The 22518-nt window shown below is 75.2% G+C and carries 2 protein-coding genes; both read left to right on the top strand.

The features are described from left to right. Window positions 1-103 precede the first annotated feature (103 nt). The gene (locus tag ACFV3E_RS26695) at window positions 104-22000 is read left to right on the top strand and encodes a non-ribosomal peptide synthase/polyketide synthase (RefSeq protein WP_500536943.1); all 21897 of its coding nucleotides are present in this window, start codon (window positions 104-106) and stop codon (window positions 21998-22000) included. Then, window positions 21997-22203 (top strand): MbtH family protein, encoded by a 207-nt coding sequence (locus tag ACFV3E_RS26690; protein ID WP_500323618.1) that lies wholly within the window; start codon window positions 21997-21999, stop codon window positions 22201-22203. Before ACFV3E_RS26695 ends, ACFV3E_RS26690 begins: the two co-directional genes overlap by 4 nt. The last annotated feature ends 315 nt before the right edge of the window (window positions 22204-22518 follow it).

Raw genomic sequence — 22518 nt, 5'->3', positions numbered from 1 at the left:
GGTAATGCTTACCTTATTATGGCGAGCGGTCACGGCTCGGTCGAGTCGATTCCGCACATAAGGGAAGGCACGGGCACCGGTGTCGGGTAACGAAGAACTGGCGATGGCGACAAAGGACTTCTGGCGCGAGCGGCTGATTCCGCTCGCACAGGAGACCGTTCTCCCCGTCGACTTCCCCTATCCGCAGCGTCCCGCGGGACCGGCCGCGGTCCGCTCCCGTGCTCTGCCCGGCACGGCCGCGGGTCAGGAACGGCACCTCGCGGCGTACGTCGCCCTGCTCCACCACTACGGCGGTGGGGCCACCGACCTCGTCCTCGCCCACGACGGCCTGCCGCTGCGCGTCGCCCTCAGCGCCGACACCACCTTCGCCGGGCTCACCGCGCGGGTGGCGGCCGTTGCGGAGCGGGCCCGTTCCCACCGCGCCCCGGCCACCGTCCTCGCCGCCGCCCTGGGCGCCGCGGCGACCCGCGGCGGCGGTCTGCTCTGCAACACCGGCTTCGCCGCCGGTGACTGGGCCGGCGGCCCCCTCGACCTCGAAGTGCGGGTGACGTCCGGCGAGGTCCACGCCGCGTACCACCCCGGCCTCTTCGAGGCCGCCACCGTCGACCGGATCCTCGGCCACTACGTCACCCTCCTCGCCGACGCCACCGCGCACCCCGACCGTGCCGTCGGCGACCTCGCACTGCTCGACGGGCCGGAGCGGCACCGCGTCCTCCACGAGTGGAACGACACCGACCACGACGTGCCGCTCGCCACCTGGCCCGCCATGTTCGCCGAGCAGGTCCGCACCCGGCCCGACGAGACCGCCCTGGTCTTCGAGGACGTCCGCCTCACCTACGCCGAACTCGACGCCCGCGCCAACCGGCTGGCCCACGCCCTCGTCGCCCGGGGCGCCGGCCCCGAGACGGTGGTGGCACTGGCCGTGCCGCGCTCGGCCGAGCTGATCGTCGCCGAGGTCGCGGTGCTCAAGTCCGGCGCCGCCTACCTGCCGGTCGACACCGACTACCCCGCCGACCGCGTCGCCTACATGCTCGCCGACGCCATGCCGGTGTGCCTCGTCACCACCGCCGAGGTCGCCGCCGACCTGCCCGGCGAGATGCCCACGCTGCTCCTGGACGCCCCGGACACCGTCGCCGAGCTCGCCGGGCTGCCGGCCCACGACCCCGGGTCCGGCGGCCGGCTGACGGTCGCGAACGCCGCCTACGTCATCTACACCTCCGGCTCCACCGGCCGGCCCAAGGGCGTCGTCCTCTCGCACGCCGGCGTCGCCAAGCTCGTCGCCACCCAGAGCGAGCGCTTCGGCATCGGCCCGCACAGCCGGGTGCTGCAGTTCGCCTCCCCGAGCTTCGACGTCGCCTTCTGGGACCTGTGCCTCGGCCTGCTCTCCGGCGGACGGCTCGTCGTCGTACCCTCGCAGCGGCGCGTCCCCGGCCCGCCGCTGGCCGACTACGCGAACGCCCACGGCATCACCTTCATGATCCTGCCGCCCGCGCTGCTCGCCGCCATGCCCGACGACGTGCACCTGCCCGCGGAGGCGACGCTGCTCGCCGGCACCGAGCGCGTCTCGCCCGAACTCGTCGGCCGCTACGCGCGCGGCCGCATGATGTTCAACGCCTACGGCCCGACCGAGGCGACCACCAACTCCACCCTCGGCCTGTGCGATCCCGACACCCCGGCCGGCGCCATCGTGCCCATCGGCGTGCCCGACCCCGGCACCCGCGCCTACGTCCTCGACGCCCGGCTGCGGCCGGTCCCCGCCGGTGTCGCGGGAGAGCTCTACCTCGGCGGCGCCGGGCTGGCCCGCGGCTACCTCGGGCGGCCCGACCTGACGGCCGAGCGCTTCGTCGCCGACCCCTTCGGCGAGCCGGGGGAGCGGCTGTACCGCACCGGCGACCTCGTGCGCTGGAAGTCCGACGGGCGGATGGAGTTCCTCGGCCGCGTCGACAGCCAGGTCAAGATCCGCGGCTTCCGCATCGAGCCCGGCGAGATCGAGTCCGTGCTGCGCGCCCACCCCGGCGTCGCCCAGGCCGCTGTCGTCGTCCGCGAGGACCGGCCCGGCGACCGGCGGCTGGCCGCCTACGTCGTGCCGTCGCTCGACGGCGACGCCGAGGTCGCCGAGTGGAAGGACCTGCACGAACTCCTGTACTCCGCCGCGGGTTCCGAGGGCTTCCAGGAGAACTTCGCCGGCTGGAACAGCATGTACGACGGGCTGCCCATCCCGCTCGCCGACATGCGCGAGTGGCGGACGGCCACCGTCGAGCGCATCGCCGCACTCGCGCCGCGCCGCGTCCTGGAGATCGGCGTCGGCAGCGGCCTGCTGCTGTCGCGCCTGGCCCCCGGCTGCGAGGCGTACTGGGGCACCGACGTCTCCGAGGAGGCCGTCGCCGCGCTGCGCGCCCAGATCCGTGACGTACCGGAACTCGCCGGGCGCGTCGAGCTGTCGGCGCGCCCCGCGCACGACACCACCGGGCTGCCCGAGGGCCACTTCGACGTCGTCGTCGTCAACTCCGTCGCCCAGTACTTCCCGGGCGCCGACTACCTCCAGGACATACTGCGCAAGGCCGCCGCGCTGCTCGCCCCAGGGGGTGCGATCTTCGTCGGCGACGTGCGCAACCTGCGGCTGCTGCGCACCCTGCGCGCCGCCGTGGAGAGCCGCCGCGGTGCCGGCGACGAGGGCGCCGCCGGTGACGCCGCCGACAAGGAGGCGTTGCGCGCCGCCGTCGACCGCTCGGTGGCGTGGGAGGGCGAACTCCTCGTCGACCCGGACTGGTTCGCGGGCCTCGACGGTTTCGCCGCCCAGGTGCGCGTCAAGCGCGGCGTCCACCACAACGAGCTGACCCGCTACCGCTACGACGTCGAACTGCGCCCGTCACCCGCTTCGGCGGAGCCCGACACGGGTGACGAGATCGCGTGGGCCGCCCTCGGCGGTCTCGACGCCCTGGACGCCCGGCTCGCCGCGCGTCCGGAGCGGCTTCGCGTCACCGCCGTGCCCAACGCCCGCCTCACCGAGGACCTCGACGCCCTCGCCGTCCTCGACGACAGCAGCCGCCCCGGCGCCGGCAGCGTCGATCCTGAAGCGCTGCACGAACTCGCCGCGCGGCACGGCCTGTCCGCCGCCCTGACCTGGACGGGGGACGCCGACGACGGCAGCGTCGACGCCGTCTTCACCGCCGAGGGCGCCGACCCCGGCCCGCTGTACCGGCCCGGCGGCGGCCGCCCGCTCGCCAACCGGCCCGCCCCCTTCCGCGACGTCACCGCGCTGATGCGGACGCTGCGCGCGCACGCCGCCGAATTCCTGCCGGAGTACATGGTCCCCGCGGCCCTCGTGCCCCTGGACCGGCTGCCGGTGACGCCCAGCGGCAAGCTCGACGGCGCCGCCCTGCCCGTCCCCGACTACGCCGCCCTCAGCTCGGGCCGCGCCCCGCGCGACGCCCGCGAGGAAGTGCTGTGCGCCCTGTACGCGCAGGCCCTCGGTGTGCGGACCGTCACGATCGACGACGACTTCTTCGCGCTCGGCGGCGACAGCATCGTGGCGATCCGGCTGCTCGTCCTCGCCCGCCGCGCCGGCCTGCGCCTCACCCCGCGCGACGTCTTCCGGCACCGCACCGTCGCCGCGCTCGCCGAGGTCGCCCAGGAGGGCGGCCCGGACGACGCCACCGCGGAGGAGCAGGCCGCGCCCCTGCCGTCCCTGACGGACGCCGAACTGACCGCCCTGCGCCGCGACCTCGCGGTCACCGTCGACGAGGTGCTGCCGCTCGGCCCGCTGCAGGAGGGCTTCTTCTTCCACGCCCTCGTCGACGGCGCCGACCACGACGCCTACGTCGTGCAGCAGGCCGTGGAGCTGTCCGGCCCCGTCGACGGCGCAGCCCTGCGTCGCGCCATGGAACGGCTCCTGGAGCGGCACGCCCCGCTGCGCGCCTGCTTCCGCCAGCTCCCCGACGGCCGGCCCGTCCAGGTCGTCACCGGTGGCGCCGTGCTGCCCTGGCGCGAGGTCGACCTGTCCGCGCAGGAGGACGGCGTGCGCCGCGGCCTCGCGGACGCCGTCGCCGCCGACGAACGGTCCCGGCCCTTCGACCTGGCCCGGCCGCCGCTGCTGCGCTGCGCGCTCGTCCGCCTGGGCGCGGGCCGCAGCCGTCTGTTCCTGACGTTCCATCACATCGTCGCGGACGGCTGGTCGCTGCCCGTCCTCCACCGCGAGCTGATGGCCCTCTACGCGGACGACCCGGCGCCGCTGCCCGCGGTGCCCGCGTACGCCGGCTACCTGCGCCGCATCGCCGCCGCCGACCGGGACGCCGCCCGCACCGCCTGGCGTACCGCGCTCGCCGGACTCGAAGGCCCGACGCGCCTGGTGGACACGCCCGCGGACGGCGGCCCGGTCGAGCCCACGCAGATCCGCGTGGAGCTCTCCGAGCGCGTCACGGCCCGCCTCGCGGCCCGTGCCCGCGAGCTCGGCGTCACCCTCGGCACCGTCGTGCAGGGCGCCTGGGGCCTGCTGCTGGGCCGGCTGACCGGACGGCAGGACGTCGTCTTCGGCACCACCGTCTCCGGCCGCGACGTCGCCGTCGACGGCATCGACTCGATGGTCGGCCTGTTCATCAACACCCTGCCGACCCGGCTCGCCTGGGACCCGGCCACCGGCCTCGGTACGCTGCTGCGCCGCCTCCAGGACGAGCAGAGCGGCCTGCTCGACCACCAGCACCTCGGCCTCGCCGAGATCCAGCGGGCCGCCGGGCACGCGGGCGGCGGCGAACTCTTCGACACCCTCGTCGTCTTCGAGAACTACCCCGCCGAGACCGGCCTCACCGACCCCTCGGGCACCGTGCGCGTCAGCGGCCACGCCTTCCACGACACCGTGCACTATCCCCTCGCGCTCATCGTGAAGCCCGGCCGCCGCATGGACCTGCGGCTCAAGCACCACGCGCGCCGGATCGACGCCGAGGCCGTCCGCGCCCTCGGCGACCGGCTCACGCTGCTGCTGGAGGCCATCGCCGACGACCCCGGCCGCCCGGCCGGCTCCGTCGACCTGCTCACCCCGCGCGAGCACGCCACCGCCCACCTCGACGGCGCCGTCCGCGACGTCCCGGCAACGACGCTGCCCGCCGCCATCGCCGCGCAGACCGCCCGTACCCCCGGCGCGACCGCCGTCGTGTACGGCGACACCACCCTGACGTACGCCGAACTCGACGCGCGCGCCGAGGCGCTGGCCGCGCGACTGCGCGCCCGCGGCGCCGGACCCGAGGGCTTCGTCGCCGTCGCCGTCCCGCGCTCGGCGGAACTGATGGTGGCGCTGCTCGGCGTCCTCAAGTCCGGCGCGGCCTACCTGCCCGTCGACCTGGACTACCCGGCCGAGCGCGTCGCGTACATGCTCGCCGACTCCCGCGCCACCACCGTCGTCACCACGGCGGCCGACGCCCCGCGACTGCCCGCCGTGGAGGGGCTGACGCCGCTGCTCGTCGACGCCCCCGCCGAAGATGTCCAGGGGAACGGTGCGGGCGCGGCGGCCCGGCCCGACGACCCGGCGTACCTGATCTACACCTCCGGCTCCACCGGCCGCCCCAAGGGCGTCGTCGTCACCCACCGCGCCGTCGTCAACCGCCTCGCGTGGACGCAGGGCGAGTACGGCCTGACGGCCGACGACCGCGTCCTGCAGAAGACCCCGTCCAGCTTCGACGTCAGCGTGTGGGAGTTCTTCTGGCCGCTGTGCGAGGGCGCCGCCGTCGTCCTCGCCCGGCCCGACGGGCACCGCGACCCGGCCTACCTCGCCGGGCTCGTCCGCGAACAGGGCGTCACCACCCTGCACTTCGTGCCCTCCATGCTGGAGGCGTTCCTCAGCACGCCGGAGGTGACCGCCGACGCCTCGTGGGCGGCGAGCCTGCGCCGCGTGCTCAGCAGCGGCGAGGCCCTGCCCGGCGCCGCCGCCGCGCGCTGGCAGGCGCTCACCGGAGTGCCGCTGCACAACCTCTACGGGCCCACCGAGGCCGCCGTCGACGTCACCCACCACGCCTTCGACGGCGCCCCGGACACCACCGTGCCCATCGGCCGCCCGGTGTGGAACACGGGCCTGCGCGTGCTGGACGCCTGCCTGCGCCCGGTGCCGGACGGCGTGCCCGGCGAGCTCTACCTGACCGGTGTGCAGCTGGCCCGCGGCTACCACGGCCGCTCCGCGCTCACCGCCGAGCGCTTCGTGGCCGACCCGTACGGCGCCCCCGGCGAGCGGATGTACCGCACCGGCGACCTCGTGCGTCGCCGCTGGGGGTCCCCCCGGCCGGAGGCTGGGGGAGGGGTCGTGGAGTACCTGGGCCGCACCGACCGCCAGGTCAAGCTGCGCGGCAACCGCATCGAGCCCGGCGAGACCGAGGCCGCCCTCGTACGGCTCCCGGAGGTCGCGCAGGCCGCGGTGACGGTGCGCGAGCAGCGCCTCGCCGCGTACGTCGTCCCGACGCGCGACTCCCGCCCGGACACCGCCGCCCTGCGCGCCGCCGTGGCCGAGCTGCTGCCCGCGCCGCTCGTCCCGGACGCCTTCGTCGTGCTGGACGCGCTGCCGCTGACCCCCAGCGGCAAGCTGGACCGGGCCGCGCTGCCCGCGCCCGAGGCCGAGCGCGCCCCCGCCCGGGCTCCGCGCACCGACCGCGAGCGGACGCTGACGGAGGTCTTCGCGGCCGTCCTCGGCCTGCCGGACGCCGGCCCCGACGACGACTTCTTCCTCCTCGGCGGCGACAGCATCAGCTCCATAGGCGTCGCCAGCCGCGCCCGCGCCGCCGGTCTCGAACTGACCCCGCGCGACGTCTTCGAGCACCGCACCCCCGCCGCCCTCGCCCTGGCCGCCCGCACCGGCGCCGCCGCCGCGGAGCGCACCGGGCCCGTCCGCCCCGAGCTGACCCCCGGGGAGACCGAGCGCGTCCACCGCACCGCCGGGGGAGCGGTCGCCGAGATCTGGCCGCTCGCCCCGCTCCAGGAAGGGCTGTTCTTCCACTCCGCCTACGACGACGGAGCGCTGGACGTCTACACCGTCCACGAGACCTTCGACTTCGCCGAGCGCCTGGACGAGGGCCGGCTGCGCGCCGCCGCCCGCACCCTGCTCGACCGCAACCCGGGGCTCCGCGCCGGGTTCACCAGCGACGGGCTGCGCCAGCCGGTGCAGTTCATCGTCGCCGAGCCCGAAGTGCCGCTGGAGACGGTCGACCTGTCGGCGCTGCCCGCCGCCGAGCAGGAGGCGCGGCTGCGCGTCCTGATGGACGAGGAGCGCACCCGCCGCTTCGACCTGTCCGCGCCGCCCCTGTTCCGCATGCTGCTCGTACGCCGCGGCGCGGAGCTCGGCGACCGCCTCGTCATCGGACGCCACCTGATCCTGTGGGACGGCTGGTCCGCCTGGCTCTTCCTCGACCAGCTCTTCGCCCTCTACGCGACCGGCGGGGACGCCACCGGCCTGCCGCGCCCCGGCTCGTACGGGGACTACCTGGCCTGGCTCGGCACCCAGGACGACGCCGCCGCGACCGCCGCCTGGCGCGCCGCGCTGGCCGGCCTGGAGGAGCCCACCCTGCTCGTCCCGGCGGTCGCCGACGCGGGCCTGGAACCCGTCATCCCCGAGCAGCTGGACGCGCTGCTCCCCGCGGAGCTCGGCGACTCGCTGCGCGAGCGGGCCCGCGCCCACGGCCTCACCCTCAACACGGTGCTCAACGCCGCCTGGGGCCTGACCCTGGCCTCCGCGACCGGCCGCACCGACGTGGTCTTCGGAACCACCGTCGCGGGCCGGCCGACGGAGGTGCCGGACGTGGAGAACGTCATCGGCATGTTCCTCAACACGGTGCCCGCCCGCGTCGCCCTCGACCCGGCGGAGCCCGTCCTCGACCTGCTGCGGCGCATCCAGGGCGAGCGCCTGGAGCTCATGCCGTACGAGTACCTGGGTCTGGGTGTGCTGCAGGCCGAGACCGGTCACCGGCGGCTGTTCGACACCCTCTTCGTGCTGCGCAACAACGACACCGAGGACCGGCTGGAGCGTCTGCGCGCCGAGCACGGCGCCACCGCCGTCGCCAACGTCGACGCCACGCACTACCCCGTCAACCTGATCGTGACGCCGGGGCAGCGCGTTCTCGTCACCCTCGCGCACCGCCCCGACGTCGTCCCGCACGAGGCCGCCCGCGCGCTGCTGGACCGCTTCACCCTCCTGCTGGAGGGCATGGCGCAGGACCTGACGGCTCCCGTAGGCCGCCTCGACCCGCTGCTGCCCGCCGAACACGCCGCCCTGGAGCGGGAGTGGGCCGGCAGCCGGGTCCCGGAACCCACCGAGACCATCGCCGACCTCCTTGCCGCGCAGACCGCCCGCACCCCGGACGCCACCGCCCTCGTCTTCGGCGAACGCACCCTCACCTACGCCGAACTCGACGCCGCCGTGAACCGCACGGCCCGGCTGCTGCTGGCCCGCGGCGCGGGCCCGGAAAAGGTCGTCGCGCTCGGCCTGCCCCGCTCCGCGGCGATGGTCGTGGCCCTCTTCGCGGTGCTGCGGACCGGCTCCGCCTACCTGCCGCTGGAGCTGGACCACCCGGCCGACCGGCTCTCCCTGATGCTGGAGGACGCCCGGCCGCTGCTGCTCCTGACCAACGCCGCCGTCTCCGCCACCCTGGACGCCGGCACCCCGCGCGTCCTGCTCGACGACCCGGCCGTCGCCGCCGAGCTGGCGGAGCTGTCCGACGCCCCGGTCGTGGCGGGCTTCAGCCTGGAGCACCCCGCGTACGTCATCTACACCTCAGGCTCCACCGGCCGCCCCAAGGGCGTCGTCACCCCCTACCGGGGCCTGACGAACATGCAGCTCAACCACCAGAAGGAGATCTTCGCCCCGGCGATCGCCGCGGCGGGCGGCCGGCGGCTGCGCGTCGCGCACACCGTCTCCTTCGCCTTCGACATGTCGTGGGAGGAGCTGCTGTGGCTCGTCGAGGGCCACGAAGTGCACGTCTGCGACGAGGAGTTGCGGCGTGACGCCCACGCCCTGACCGCCTACTGCGAGCGGCACCGCATCGACGTCGTCAACGTCACCCCGACCTACGCCCGGCTGCTCATCGAGGAGGGGCTGCTCGAAGGGCACGTCCCGCCGCTGGTGCTGCTCGGCGGCGAAGCCGTCCCCGAGACGGTCTGGACGCGGCTGCGCGACACCGAGGGGAGTTACGGCTACAACCTGTACGGCCCCACCGAGTACACCATCAACACCCTCGGCGGCGGCACGCACGACAGCGCCACGCCCACCGTCGGCCGCCCCATCCGCGGCACCCGCGCCCACATCCTCGACGCCTGGCTGCGCCCGGTGCCCGACGGCGTCCCCGGCGAGCTGTACATCGCGGGCATCGGCCTGGCCCGCGGCTACCTGGACCGGCCCGGCCTGACCGCCGAGCGGTTCGTCGCCGACCCCTTCGGCGAGCCCGGCGAGCGGATGTACCGCACCGGCGACCTGGTGCGGCGGGGTCCGGAGGGAAATCTCGACTTCCTCGGGCGCACCGACGACCAGGTCAAGATCCGCGGCTACCGCGTCGAGCCCGGCGAGATCGAGACCGCCCTCAGCCGCCACCCGCGCGTCTCGCAGGCCGCCGTCGTCGTCCGCGACGACCGGCTGATCGGCTACGTCGTCCCCGCCCCCGCCGACGCCACCGAACGCGAGTCCACCGAGCGCGCCCAGGTCGGCGAGTGGCAGGAGATCTACTCCGACGAGTACGAGGAGATCTCCACCGCCGTCTTCACCGAGGAGTACGCGGGCTGGGACAGCTCCTACGACGGGCAGCCCATCCCCTTCGAGGACATGCACGAGTGGCGCGAGGCCACCCTCGCCCGCATCCGCGAACTGCGCCCGCGCCGCATCCTGGAGATCGGCGTCGGCTCCGGCCTGCTGCTGTCGCGGCTGGCCCCGGACGCCGAGGCGTACTGGGCCACCGACTTCGCCGCCCCCGTCATCCGCAAGATCGGCGAGGAGCTGCGGCGCGACCCGGAGCTCGCCGCCAAGGTCGAGCTGCGCTGCCGTCCCGCCGACGACCTGGAGGGGCTGCCCACCGGGTACTTCGACACGATCGTCATCAACTCCGTCATCCAGTACTTCCCCAGCGTGGCCTACCTGGAGTCGGTCGTGCGCGGCGCCATGGAGCTGCTCGCCCCCGACGGCGCGCTCTTCGTCGGCGACGTCCGCAACCTGCGGCTCGCCCGCACCTTCCACACCGAGATCCAGCGCGCCCGGGGCACCGACGGAGCGGAGTTCGAGCGGGCCGTGGAACGCGGCCTGCGCCTGGAGAAGGAACTCCTGGTCGACCCCGACTTCTTCGCGCACCTCGGCTACGGCCTCGACCTGCGCACCAAGCGCGGACGTCACCACAACGAGCTGACCCGGCACCGCTACGACGCCGTGCTCTACCGCGGCGAGGCCTGCGAGCGGCTGGGCGAGGAGTCCGTGGCGGTGTGGTCGCCCGGTCTTCCCGAGCTGCTGCGCGAGGAGCGGCCCGAGCGGCTGCGCGTCACCGGCGTGCCGGACGGCCGTGTCCGCCCGGACGGCGTCGACCCGGAGACCCTGCACGACCTGGCCGCCGGGCTCGGCTGCCGCGTGCTCACGACGTGGGGCGCCGAAGCCGGCACCTACGAGGCCGTCTTCGTCCCGGCCGGCACCACCGGCACGACCGCCGGGCTGTACCGGCCGGGCGGCGGCAGCGCCCCGTACGCCAACGACCCGGCGGCGGGCCGCGACGCGAGCGCCCTGGTCCGCGTGCTGCGCGAGGACCTGAAGCGCGAACTGCCCGAGTACATGGTCCCGGCCGCCTTCGTCACCCTCGACCGGCTGCCGATGAACGCCAACGGCAAGCTCGACGTGCGGGCGCTGCCCGACGCCGAACCGGCCGTGGCCCTCGGCGGCGGACGCGGACCGCGCACCCCGCAGGAAGAGGTGCTGTGCCGCCTCTTCGCCGAGGTGCTGGCCCTGCCGTCGGTGGGCGCCGAGGACGACTTCTTCGACCTGGGCGGCCATTCGCTGCTCGCCACCCGCCTGGTCAGCCGGGCCCGCACCGAGCTCGGCGCCGAACTCGCCATCCGCGACCTCTTCGAGGCCCCGACGCCCGCCCAGCTCGCGCAGCGCGCCGACGCCGGTCGGCCCGCCCGCCCCGCGCTCACCGCGGCCGCCGAACGGCCCGCCCTCGTCCCGCTCTCCGCCGCGCAGCGCCGCCTGTGGCTGGTGGAACGCCTCACCGGCGGCGGCGCCGCGTACAACTTCCCGCTCGTCTTCCGGCTGCGCGGCGCCCTGGACACCGACGCCCTGCGCCAGGCACTGGCCGACGTCGCGGGCCGCCACGAGGCGCTGCGCACCCTGATCGGCGAACAGGACGGCGAGCCCTACCAGCGGATCGTCCCCGCGGGCGCAGCCCTGCCCGAGTTCACCGTCGCCGAGTGCGCCGGGTCCGAACTCCCGGGGCTGATCGAGGCCGCGCAGCGCCGCCCCTTCGACCTGACGGAACACCTGCCGCTGCGCTGCGAGGTGTTCCGGGTCGGCGCCGACGACCACGTGGTGGCCGTCGTGCTGCACCACATCACCACCGACGAGTGGTCCGACCGCCCCTTCATGGCGGACCTCACCGCCGCCTACACCGCCCGCGCCGCGGGCTCCGCCCCGGCCTGGCAACCGCTGCCCGTCCAGTACGCGGACTACACCCTGTGGCAGGAGCGCCTGCTCGGCACCGTCGGTGACACGCAGCTCGCCTACTGGACCGAGCGGTTGCGCGACCTGCCCGAGGAGCTGACGCTGCCGCTCGACCGGCCGCGTCCCGCCGCGCCCACCGGCGCCGGCACGATCGTGCGCGGTCAGGTGCCCGTGGAGCTGGGCCGGGAACTGCGGGAGCTGTCCACCGCGACCGGCACCAGCATGTTCATGCTGTTCCAGGCCGCCACCGCCGCGCTGCTGCACCGGCTCGGCGCGGGCGAGGACGTCCCGCTCGGCGCGCCCATCGCCGACCGCACCGACAGCGGCCTCGACGACCTCGTCGGCTTCTTCGTCAACACCCTCGTGCTGCGCACCGACCTGTCCGGCAACGCACTGACGTTCCGTCAATTGCTGGGCCGGGTGCGCGAGTCGGCCCTGGAGGCCTTCGAGCACCAGGACATGCCCTTCGACCGGGTCGTGGAGGCGGTGAACCCGCCGCGCGCGGCGGGCCGCAACCCGCTGTTCCAGGTGATGCTGGGCTACCACCATCGGCCGGACGGCGACCCCGACGTCTTCGGGCTGCCCACCGAGTGGTTCGACATGGACACCGGCACGGCCAAGTTCGACCTCGACTTCACCTTCGTCGACCACGGCGAGGCACGCCCGCTGGCACTGCTGCTGGAGTACGCGACCGACCTGGCCGACGAGGCCACCGCCGCGCTGCTCGTCGCCCGGATGGTCCTGCTGCTGCGGCAGGCCGCGGCCCACCCGGACCTCCCGCTGGCGGAGTTCGACCTGCTCACGTCCGCCGAGCACGAGGCCGCCGCCGTCGCCTGGAACGACACCGCCCGGCACGGCGCGGAGACCCGAGCGGTGCCCGAGATCCTCGCCGACACCGTCCGGGCCCACCCGGAGCGGACGGCCCTGGTGACCGCCTCCGGCACGCTGACCTTCGCCGAACTGGGCGTCCGCGTCGACTCCGTCGCCGCCCTGGTCCGTGCGCACGGCGCGGCCGAGGGCGCGGTGGTGGCCCTCGCGCTGCCGCGGCACGCCATGGTCCCGGCGATCCTCGGCGCGCTCGCCTCGGGCGCCGCCTATCTTCCGCTCGACCCCGCCCTGCCCGCCGACCGGCTGGAGTTCATGCTCCGCGACGCAGGCCCGGTCTGCCTGCTCACCACCGCCGACCTCGCCGAACGCCTCCCGGCCGCACCGGGCGTCGCACGGCTGCTGCTCGACGGGCCGCTGCCCGAGGCCGCGTTCGTACGCCCGGCCGGGTACCCGGCGCTGGGGGCCGCGTACACCATCTACACCTCCGGCTCCACCGGAACCCCCAAGGGCGTCGTCGGCACCCACCGGGGCCTGTCCAACCTCTTCGGCGCGCACCTGCGCGACATGGTCGAACCGGCGGTCCGCGCCACCGGCCGCGCGGTCCTGAAGGCCGCGCACACCGCCTCGTTCAGCTTCGACGCCTCCTGGGACCCGCTGCTGTGGCTGCTGGCGGGCCACGAACTGCACGTCGTGGACGAGACGACGATGAAGGAGCCGGCCGCGCTCCTCGCGCACCTGGCGGAGACCGGCGCCGACTACGTCGACCTCACCCCGACCTACCTGGGCGAGCTGACCCACCACGGCTTCCTCGCCCCGGGCGGCTACGCGCCCGCCGTCCTCACCGTCGGCGGCGAGGCCACCCCGCCCGCCCTGTGGCAGCGGCTGTCCGGGCTCCCCGGCACCCAGGTGCACGACCTGTACGGGCCCACCGAGGCATCCGTCGACGCCTACGGACGCCACAGCGGCGCCCCGGAGTGGGCGGCGCCGCTGGACAACACCCGCGCGTACGTCCTCGACGAGCGGCTGCGCCCGGCACCGCTCGGCGTGCCCGGCGAGCTCTACCTCGCCGGAGCGGGCCTGGCCCGCGGCTACCTCGGCCGGCCGGGCCTGACGGCCGAGCGGTTCGTCGCCGACCCGTACGGCACGCCCGGCGAGCGCATGTACCGCACGGGCGACCTGGCGCGGCGCCGTTGGGGGTCCCCCCGGCCGGAGGCTGGGGGAGGGACGCTGGAGTACCTGGGGCGCGCCGACGACCAGGTCAAGATCCGCGGCTTCCGCGTGGAGCCCGGCGAGATCGAGTCCGTCCTCACCGCCGATCCCGGTGTGTCGGCGGCCGCCGTCGTCGTCCGCGAGGACACCCCGGGCGTGCCGCGCCTCGTCGCGTACGTCGTCCCCGCCCCCGGTCAGGAGCCCGACCCGGCCGCGCTGCGCGCCCGTGCCGCCGCCGCGCTGCCCGAGCACATGGTGCCCGCGGCGTTCGTCGCACTCGCGGTCCTGCCGCGCACCGTCAACGGCAAGCTGGACCGGGCCGCGCTGCCCGCGCCCGACCTGTCGTCGGCGGTCGGCGGCCGCCTGCCCCGCACCCCGCGCGAAGAGGTGCTCGCCGAGCAGTTCGCCGCCGTGCTGGGCCTGGAACGGGTCGGCATCGATGACGACTTCTTCGTCCTCGGCGGTCACTCGCTGCTCGCGATGCGCCTGATCAGCCGGATCCGTACCGCGCTCGGCGCCGAGGTGACGCTGCGCGCCGTCTTCGACGCTCCCACCGTCGCCCGGCTCGCCGCTCTGCTGGACGGTCCCGGCGCGCAGGAGCGTCCGGCCCTGACCGCGGGCCGCGTCCTGCCCGAGCGGCTGCCGCTCTCCTCGGCCCAGCGCCGGCTGTGGCTGCTGCACCAGGTCGACGCCGCCGATCCCTCGTACAACCTCCCGGCCGCCTGGCGTCTGACCGGCGCCCTCGACCGCGCCGCGCTGGAGGCGGCGCTGAACGACCTCGTCGCCCGCCACACCACCTTGCGCACGGTCTTCCCGGCCGTGGACGGCGTGCCCCACCAGCACGTCCTGGCCCCGGAGCAGGCGCGCGTGACACTGGGCACCGCCGCCCCCGACGAGCTGCCCCGGATCGCCGCGCGGCCGTTCGACCTGGAGCGCGAACTCCCGCTGCGCGCCGCCCTGTCCGCGACCGGGCCTGACGAGCACGTGCTGCTGCTCGTGCTGCACCACATCGCCACCGACGAGTGGTCCGACCGGGCCCTGCTCGCCGACCTCGGCACCGCCTACGCCGCGCGCACCGCGGGCCACGCCCCCGACTGGGCGCCGCTGCGGGTGAGTTACGCCGACTACACGCTCTGGCAGCGCGAGCTGCTGGAGCACTCCGGCGACGACCTGCTCGACTACTGGACGGAGACCCTGCGCGGCCTCCCCGAGGAACTCGCGCTGCCCACCGACCGGCCGCGCCCCCAGGAGTCCTCGCACACCGGCGGCACCGTGGGCTTCACGGTCCGGCCCGAGCTGGAACGCGCCCTGCGCGCGCTCGCCCGCCGCGAGGGCGCCAGCATGTTCATGGTCTCCCAGGCCGCCGTCGCCGCGCTGCTGCACCGGCTCGGCGCGGGCGAGGACATCCCGCTCGGCGCGCCCGTCTCCGGACGCGCGGACGAGCGCCTGGAGGACCTCGTCGGCTTCTTCGTCAACTCCCTCGTGCTGCGCACCGACCTGTCCGGCGAGCCCGGCTTCGCGGAGCTGCTGCGCCGCGTCCGGTCGGCCGACCTGGCCGCGTACGAACACCAGGACCTGCCCTTCGAGCGGCTGGTCGAGGTCCTCAACCCGGGCCGCTCCCTGGCCCGGCACCCGCTCTTCCAGGTGATGGTCGTCCATCTCGCCGAGCGCGCCGGCGCCCCCGTGCTGCCGGGTCTCACCGCTCGCCCGGAGCCGGTCGGCCAGGACACCGCCAAGTTCGACCTGAGCTTCGACTTCGTCGAGCAGGGCGAGGGCAACGGCATCCAGGGCTGGATCGAGTACAGCGCCGACCTCTTCGACCGGCCGACCGCCGAACTCCTCGCCCGCCGCATGGAACACCTGCTGGAGCAGGCCGCCGCCGCACCCGAGCGGCCCGTCGGGCACCTGGACGTACTGGAGGACGACGAACGCGCCCGCGTCCTGGGGGAGTGGAACGCCACCGGCCACGCCGTGCCCGGCCTCACCCTCCCCGAGCTGTTCCGCGCCCAGGCCGCGGCGACCCCGGACGCCACGGCGCTGCTGGTGGAGGACGCCCCCGTCGGTTACGCGGAGCTGGACGCCCGCGTCGAACGCCTCGCCCACGTCCTCGCGGGCGCGGGCGTCGGCCCGGAGTCCACGGTGGCCGTCGCGCTGCCGCGCTCGGCGGCCCTGGTCGTCACCCTGCTCGCCGTCCACCGCGCGGGCGGCGCCTACCTGCCGCTGGACACCGACTACCCGGCGGAGCGGCTGGCGTTCATGCTCGCCGACGCCCGTCCCGTATGCGTGGTGACCACCGACGGTGTCGACCTGCCGGGCACCGGCGCGCCGCGCCTCCTGGTCGACGCCTACGGCACCCCGGCGGCGGACGCCGCCACCGGCCCGCTCCCGCAGGCGTACGACCCGCGCCGGCCCGCCTACGTCATCTACACCTCCGGCTCGACCGGCCGCCCCAAGGGCGTCGTCGTACCGCAGGAGGGCATCGTCAACCGCCTGCTGTGGATGCAGGACACCTACGGCCTGACCGCCGCCGACCGCGTGCTGCAGAAGACGCCGTCGAGCTTCGACGTGTCGGTCTGGGAGTTCTTCTGGCCGCTGATCACCGGCGCGACGCTCGTCGTGGCCCGCCCCGAGGGCCACAAGGACCCGGCCTACCTCGCCGGGCTGATCAAGGACAGCGGCGTCACCACGGCGCACTTCGTGCCGTCGATGCTGCGCGCCTTCCTCGACGAGCCGGCCGCGGCCGGCTGCACCGGACTGCGCCGAGTGATCTGCAGCGGCGAGGCGCTGCCCGCCCCGCTCGCCGCCCGCTTCCACGAGGTGCTGGGCACGGCCGGGCTGCACAACCTGTACGGCCCCACGGAGGCGTCCGTCGACGTCGCCGCCCACCACGTCACGCCGGGGGCCGGCACCGTCCCGATCGGCCGCCCGGTGTGGAACACCCGCACCCATGTGCTGGACGCCTCGCTGCGCCCGGTTCCCCCGGGCGTGCCGGGTGAGCTGTACCTCGCGGGCGTCCAGCTGGCGCGCGGCTACCTCGGCCGGGCCGGGCTGACCGCCGAGCGGTTCGTCGCCGACCCGTACGGTGAGCCCGGGAGCCGGATGTACCGCACCGGCGACCTGGCCCGCTGGACGCGCGACGGAGAGCTGGACTACCTGGGCCGCGTCGACGACCAGGTCAAGCTGCGCGGTTTCCGCGTCGAACCGGGTGAGATCGAGGGAGTGCTGACCGGTCATCCCGCGGTCGCCTCGGCCACCGTCCTGCTGCGCGACGAGCGCCTGGTGGCGTACGTCGTCCCCGCCCCGGGACAGGACGCCGACACGGCGGCGCTGCGAGCCCACGCGGCCGCCGCGCTGCCGGAGCACATGGTGCCCGCCGCCTTCGTCGTCCTGGACGTCCTCCCGCTCACGCCGAACGGCAAGCTCGACCGCGCGGCGCTGCCCGCGCCGGACTTCGCCGCCCAGGTCACCGCGACCGCGCCCCGCACCCCGCGCGAGGAGCGCATGTGCGAGCTCGTGGCCGCCGTCCTCGGCCTCGAACGGGTCGGCGCCGACGACGACTTCTTCACCCTCGGCGGCGACAGCATCGTCGCCATGCAGCTCGTCGTCCGGGCCCGCGCCGCCGGGCTGACGATCACGCCGCGCGACGTCTTCCGCCACAAGACCCCCGCGGGCCTGGCGGCCGTAGCCGTCGACACCGTCCGCGAGGACCCGGCCGACGGCACCGAACTGCTGCCCGGCCTCACCGACGCCGAGCGCGCCGAACTCCCCGGCGCCGGATCGGCCGAGCTGCTGCCGCTCACCCCGCTCCAGGCCGGCCTGCTCTTCCACGCCTCCTTCGACTCCGCTGACCAGGGCCCCGACGTCTACACCGTCCAGGTGTCGTACGACATCGAGGGCGAGCTCGACCCCGAGCGGCTGCGCGCCGCCGGGCAGGCCCTGCTCGACCGGCACGAGAGCCTGCGCGCGGGCTTCCGCTACCTCGCCTCCGGCCGTCCGGTGGCCGTCGTGCCGCGCTCGGTGCCGCTGCCGTGGCGCCACGTCGACCTCACCGCCGTCCCGGCGGCCGGGGAGGAGTGGGAGCGTCTGCTGCTGCAGGAACGCCGCCGCTTCGACCCCGCCGAACCGCCGCTGCTGCGGCTGCTGCTGGCCAGGACGGGCGACGGCGCCCACCGCCTCGTCCTGTCCCACCAGCACCTGCTCCTCGACGGCTGGTCGGTGCCCCGGCTGTTGGCGGAACTGACCGCCCTCTACGACGGGACCAATCCGCCCGCCGCCGCCCCCTACCGCGGCTACCTGCGCTGGCTCGCCGCGCAGGACACGGCGGCCTCCGCGGCCGCCTGGGCCGCGGCCCTGGACGCGCTGGAGGAGCCCACCCACCTGGTGCCCGCCGACGCCAACCGGGCGCCGGTCGTGCCGCTCACCCACACCGTAGAGGCCGACGAGGAGCTGACGGAGGCGCTGGGCGCGCTCGCCCGGCGCCGCGGGCTCACCGTCAACACCCTCGTGCAGGCCGCCTGGTCGGTCGTGCTGTCCCGGCTGACCGGCCGCGACGACGTGGTGTTCGGCGCGACGGTCGCGGGCCGTCCGCCGGAGCTGGACGGCGTCGAGTCGATGATCGGCCTGTTCATCAACACCGTGCCCGTCCGGGTCCGGCTGCGCCCGCAGGAGCCGGTCGGCGCCCTGCTGGACCGCCTCCAGGACGAGCAGTCGCGCCTGCTGCCGCACCAGCACCTCGGCCTGGCCGACATCCAGCGCGGCGCCGGGCTCGGCGACCTCTTCGACACGCTGATGGTCTTCGAGTCCTACCCGGTCGCGGAAGAGACGGGGGACATCGACGAGGCAGCCCTGCGCCTGTCGGTGCGCGAGCACGAGGACTCCACGCACTACCCGTTCGCCTGGGCCGTCGAACCCGACGAACGACTGCGCCTCACGGCCGAGTTCCGCCCCGACCTGTTCACCCCGGCCGCCGCCGGGCGCATCGCCGCGGCGATGCTCTCCGTCCTGTCGGCGATGGCCGCCGACCCGGACACCCCCGTCGGCCGCATCGACATCCTCAGCGACGCCGACCGGCGCCTGCTGCTGGAGACCTGGAACGACACGGCCCTGCCCCCGCGGGTCGGCGACGCCACCGTCCCCGCCCTGTTCGCGGCGCAGGCCGCGGCGTCCCCGGACGCGGTCGCCGTCACCGACCCGTCCGTGACGTGGACCTTCGCCGAACTGGCCGCACGCACCGACCGGCTGGCCCGCGTGCTGGCCGGCGCGGGCGCGGGCCCCGAGGGCATCGTGGCCCTCGCGCTGCCCCGCACCGCCGACCACATCACGGCGATCCTGGCCGTCATGACGGCGGGCGCCGCCTACCTGCCCGTCGACCCCGACCTGCCCGCCGACCGCGTGCTCGACATGCTCGCCGACGCGGCGCCGCGGCTGATCCTCACCACGCGGGAACTCGCCGCGTCCCTGCCGGACACCGGCGTCCCGGTACTGCACCTGGACGCCCTCGACGGGCTGCCCGAGGCGGCCCCGCAGGCACCGGCCCCCGACCACCCGGCGTACGTCATCTACACCTCGGGCTCGACGGGCCGCCCCAAGGGCGTCGTCGTCACCCAGCGCAGCCTCGCCAACCTCTTCCACAGCCACCGCCACGACCTCCACGACCGCGCCAAGGAACTGACCGGGCGCAGCCACCTGAGGGTCGGCCACGCCTGGTCGTTCTCCTTCGACGCGTCCTGGCAGCCGCAGCTGTGGCTGCTGGACGGGCACGCGCTGCACATCGTGGACGACGAGACGCGCCGCGACGCGGAGCAGCTCGCCGCCCTGATCCGCGCCGAGGGGCTGGACTTCATCGAGGTCACCCCGTCGCTGCTCGCCCAGATGGCGGACGCCGGACTGATCCGCGACGGGAACTGCCCGCTGGCGGTGGTCGGCGTCGGCGGCGAGGCCGTGCCGGACGCCCTGTGGTCACGCCTGGCGGCCCTGGAGTCCACCGAGGCCTTCAACCTGTACGGGCCCACCGAGGCCACCGTCGACGCCCTCGTCGGCCGGGTCGCCGACAGCGACCGGCCCGTCGTCGGCCGCGCCGTGCGGGGCACGCGGGCCTACGTCCTGGACGGCTCGCTGCGCCTGGTCCCGCCCGGCGTCACCGGCGAGCTGTACCTGTCCGGCGCCGGGCTCGCCCGCGGCTACCTGGGCCGCCCCGACCTGACGGCGGAGCGCTTCGTCGCCGACCCGTACGGCCCGCCCGGCGCGCGGATGTACCGCACCGGCGACCTCGCCCGGTGGACCGAGGAGGGGCAGCTGGAGTACGCCGGCCGCTCCGACGACCAGGTCAAGATCCGCGGCTACCGGGTCGAGCTCGCCGAGGTCGAGACCGCCCTCGCCGCGCACGACACCGTGGCCCAGGTCGTCGTCGCCGCCCGCGAGGACCGGCCCCGCGTCCGGCAGCTGGTCGGCTACGTCGTCCCCGCCGAGGGCCGCATCGCCGACCCCGCCGCCCTGCGCGCCCACGTGGCGGCGAGCCTGCCGGAGTACATGGTCCCGGCCGCCGTGGTCGTCCTGGAGCGGCTGCCGCTGCTGTCCAACGGCAAGCTGGACCGCAAGGCGCTGCCCGCCCCCGACTTCACCGCGGGCACGGGCGGCCGAAGGCCCGGCAACGACATCGAACGCACCCTGTGCGGCCTCGTCGCCGAGGCACTGGGGCTGCCCGCCGAGGCCGTCGGCACCGACGACGACTTCTTCGCCCTCGGCGGCGACAGCATCGTCGCGATGCAGTTCGTCAGCCGGGCCCGCGCGGCAGGGCTGCGGATCACCCCCCGCCAGGTCTTCCAGCACCGCGACGTGGCCTCGCTCGCCGAGGTCGCCGTACCGCTCGCGGGCGACGAGCGGCTCCGCACCCACGACGACGGCACCGGCCTCGTCCCGCTCACCCCGATCATGCACGCCCTGCGCGAGCGCGGCGGCCCCATCTGGGGCTACCACCAGGCCGCCTTCCTGCAGACCCCGGCGGACCTGGACGAGGACGGCCTGCTGGCGGTCCTGCGCGCCGTGGCCGACCGGCACGACATGCTCCGCGCCCGCCTGGAACGCACTCGCACCCAGCCGTGCTTCAAGGGCGACAGCGGCGAGCAGTGGGCGCTGCGCGTGCCCGCCCCGGGCACGGTCGACGTGAGCGCGTGGCTCGCCCGCGCCGACGTGTCGGGCGCGGACGGCACCGCGCTGCGGGAGGCGGTCTCCGCCCACGCGGTCACCGCGCGCGCCGGACTCGACCCCGACACCGGCGACATGGTGCGCGCGGTGTGGTTCGACGCCGGGCCCGGAAGGCCGGGACGGCTGCTGCTGCTCCTGCACCACATGGTCGTCGACGGCGTGACCTGGCGCATCCTGCTCCCCGACCTCGAGGCCGCCTGGGCGGCCGTCGCCGCGGGCCGCACACCGGAGCTGCCCCCCGTGGACGTCTCCTTCCGCCGCTGGTCCGAACTGCTCACCGCCCGCGCCCTCGACCCTTCCCGCGAGGACGAACTGCCCCGGTGGACCTCGGTCCTCGCGGACGGCGCGGGCCTGCCGCTGGCCCGGCCGCTGGACACGGCACGCGACACCGTGGAGAGCACCCGCTACCTGTCGCTGACCCTGCCCGCCGAGGTCACCGGGCCGCTGCTCGGGCGCGTGCCCGCCGCGTACGGCGCGAACGTCAACGACGTGCTGCTGACCGCCTTCGCGCAGGCCGTCGCCGACTGGCGGACCCGGCTGCTCGGCGCGGAACCCGGCACCGCGGTCCTCGTCGACCTCGAAGGCCACGGCCGCGAGGAGGAACTCGCGGGCAACGCCGACCTGTCGCGCACCATCGGCTGGTTCACCAGCGTCGTCCCGGTCCGTCTCGACCCGGGCCCGGCGGGCCTCGACCCCGACGAGGCCGTCGCCCGCGTCCGCGATCACCTGACCGCCGCGCCCACCGGCGGGGTGGGACACGGCCTGCTGCGCCACCTCAACCCGGTCACCGGGCCGGAACTGGCCCTGCTCGCCGAACCGCAGATCGAGTTCAACTACATGGGCCGCTTCGACGTCCCCGAGGCCGCCGACTGGTCGTACGCGCCGGAGGGCGACGCCGCCGACCTCGACGGCGACCCCGGGATGCCGATGTCCCACGCCCTCACCCTCAACGCCCTCACCGAGGACCGCCCCGGCGGCCCCGAGCTGAGCGCCCACTGGGCCTACGCCGGCGAACTCCTCACCGAGGAGGCCGTCCGGGATCTGGCGCAGACCTGGTTCCGGGCCCTTGAGGCCCTGGTCACACGGAAGGAAACCACCCGATGAGCAGCAACCCCTTCGAGAACCCCGACGGCGTCTACTCCGTCCTGGTCAACGCCGAGGGCCAGCACAGCCTGTGGCCGGACTTCGTCGCCGTCCCGGCCGGCTGGACCGTCGCCCACGGCCCGGCCGCCCGCCAGGAATGCCTGGAGTACATCGAGACCAACTGGACCGACCTGCGCCCCAAGAGCCTTGTCGAGGGCCGCTGACCGCCCACACATGCCGAAGGGGCCGCTTCGCACCGTGCGGAGCGGCCCCTTTGTCGTACATCGGTCGACCGATGCGACCGAGCGCGAGCGCAATTCCGTCGACAGGGAGTTAACAGGCGTGGTCGGCTGCGCATATGACCTCGGAGGCCGTGTGCGCAGGTTCGAATCCTTCGGGGGGTTCGCAACAACCAGGACCATCAGGCTACTGACCTGCGGAAGTGCCATATGCAAAGAGCCGGCCCCATTCTCACTGGGCGGCAGCCTCCCAAGTTACGCGATTGTCGGTGGTGGTCAGGAGCAGTTCAGGCACTAGTA

Source organism: Streptomyces sp. NPDC059718, from assembly GCF_042733315.1.
Lineage (GTDB): Bacteria > Actinomycetota > Actinomycetes > Streptomycetales > Streptomycetaceae > Actinacidiphila.
Note: the sequence above shows the minus strand (reverse complement) of the source record. Positions and strands in the feature narration are given on the sequence as shown.

Coding starts and splice junctions, on each gene's coding strand:
- ACFV3E_RS26695 (WP_500536943.1), top strand. CDS start 104: ATGGCGACAAAGGACTTCTGGCGCGAGCGGCTGATTCCGCTCGCACAG.
- ACFV3E_RS26690 (WP_500323618.1), top strand. CDS start 21,997: ATGAGCAGCAACCCCTTCGAGAACCCCGACGGCGTCTACTCCGTCCTG.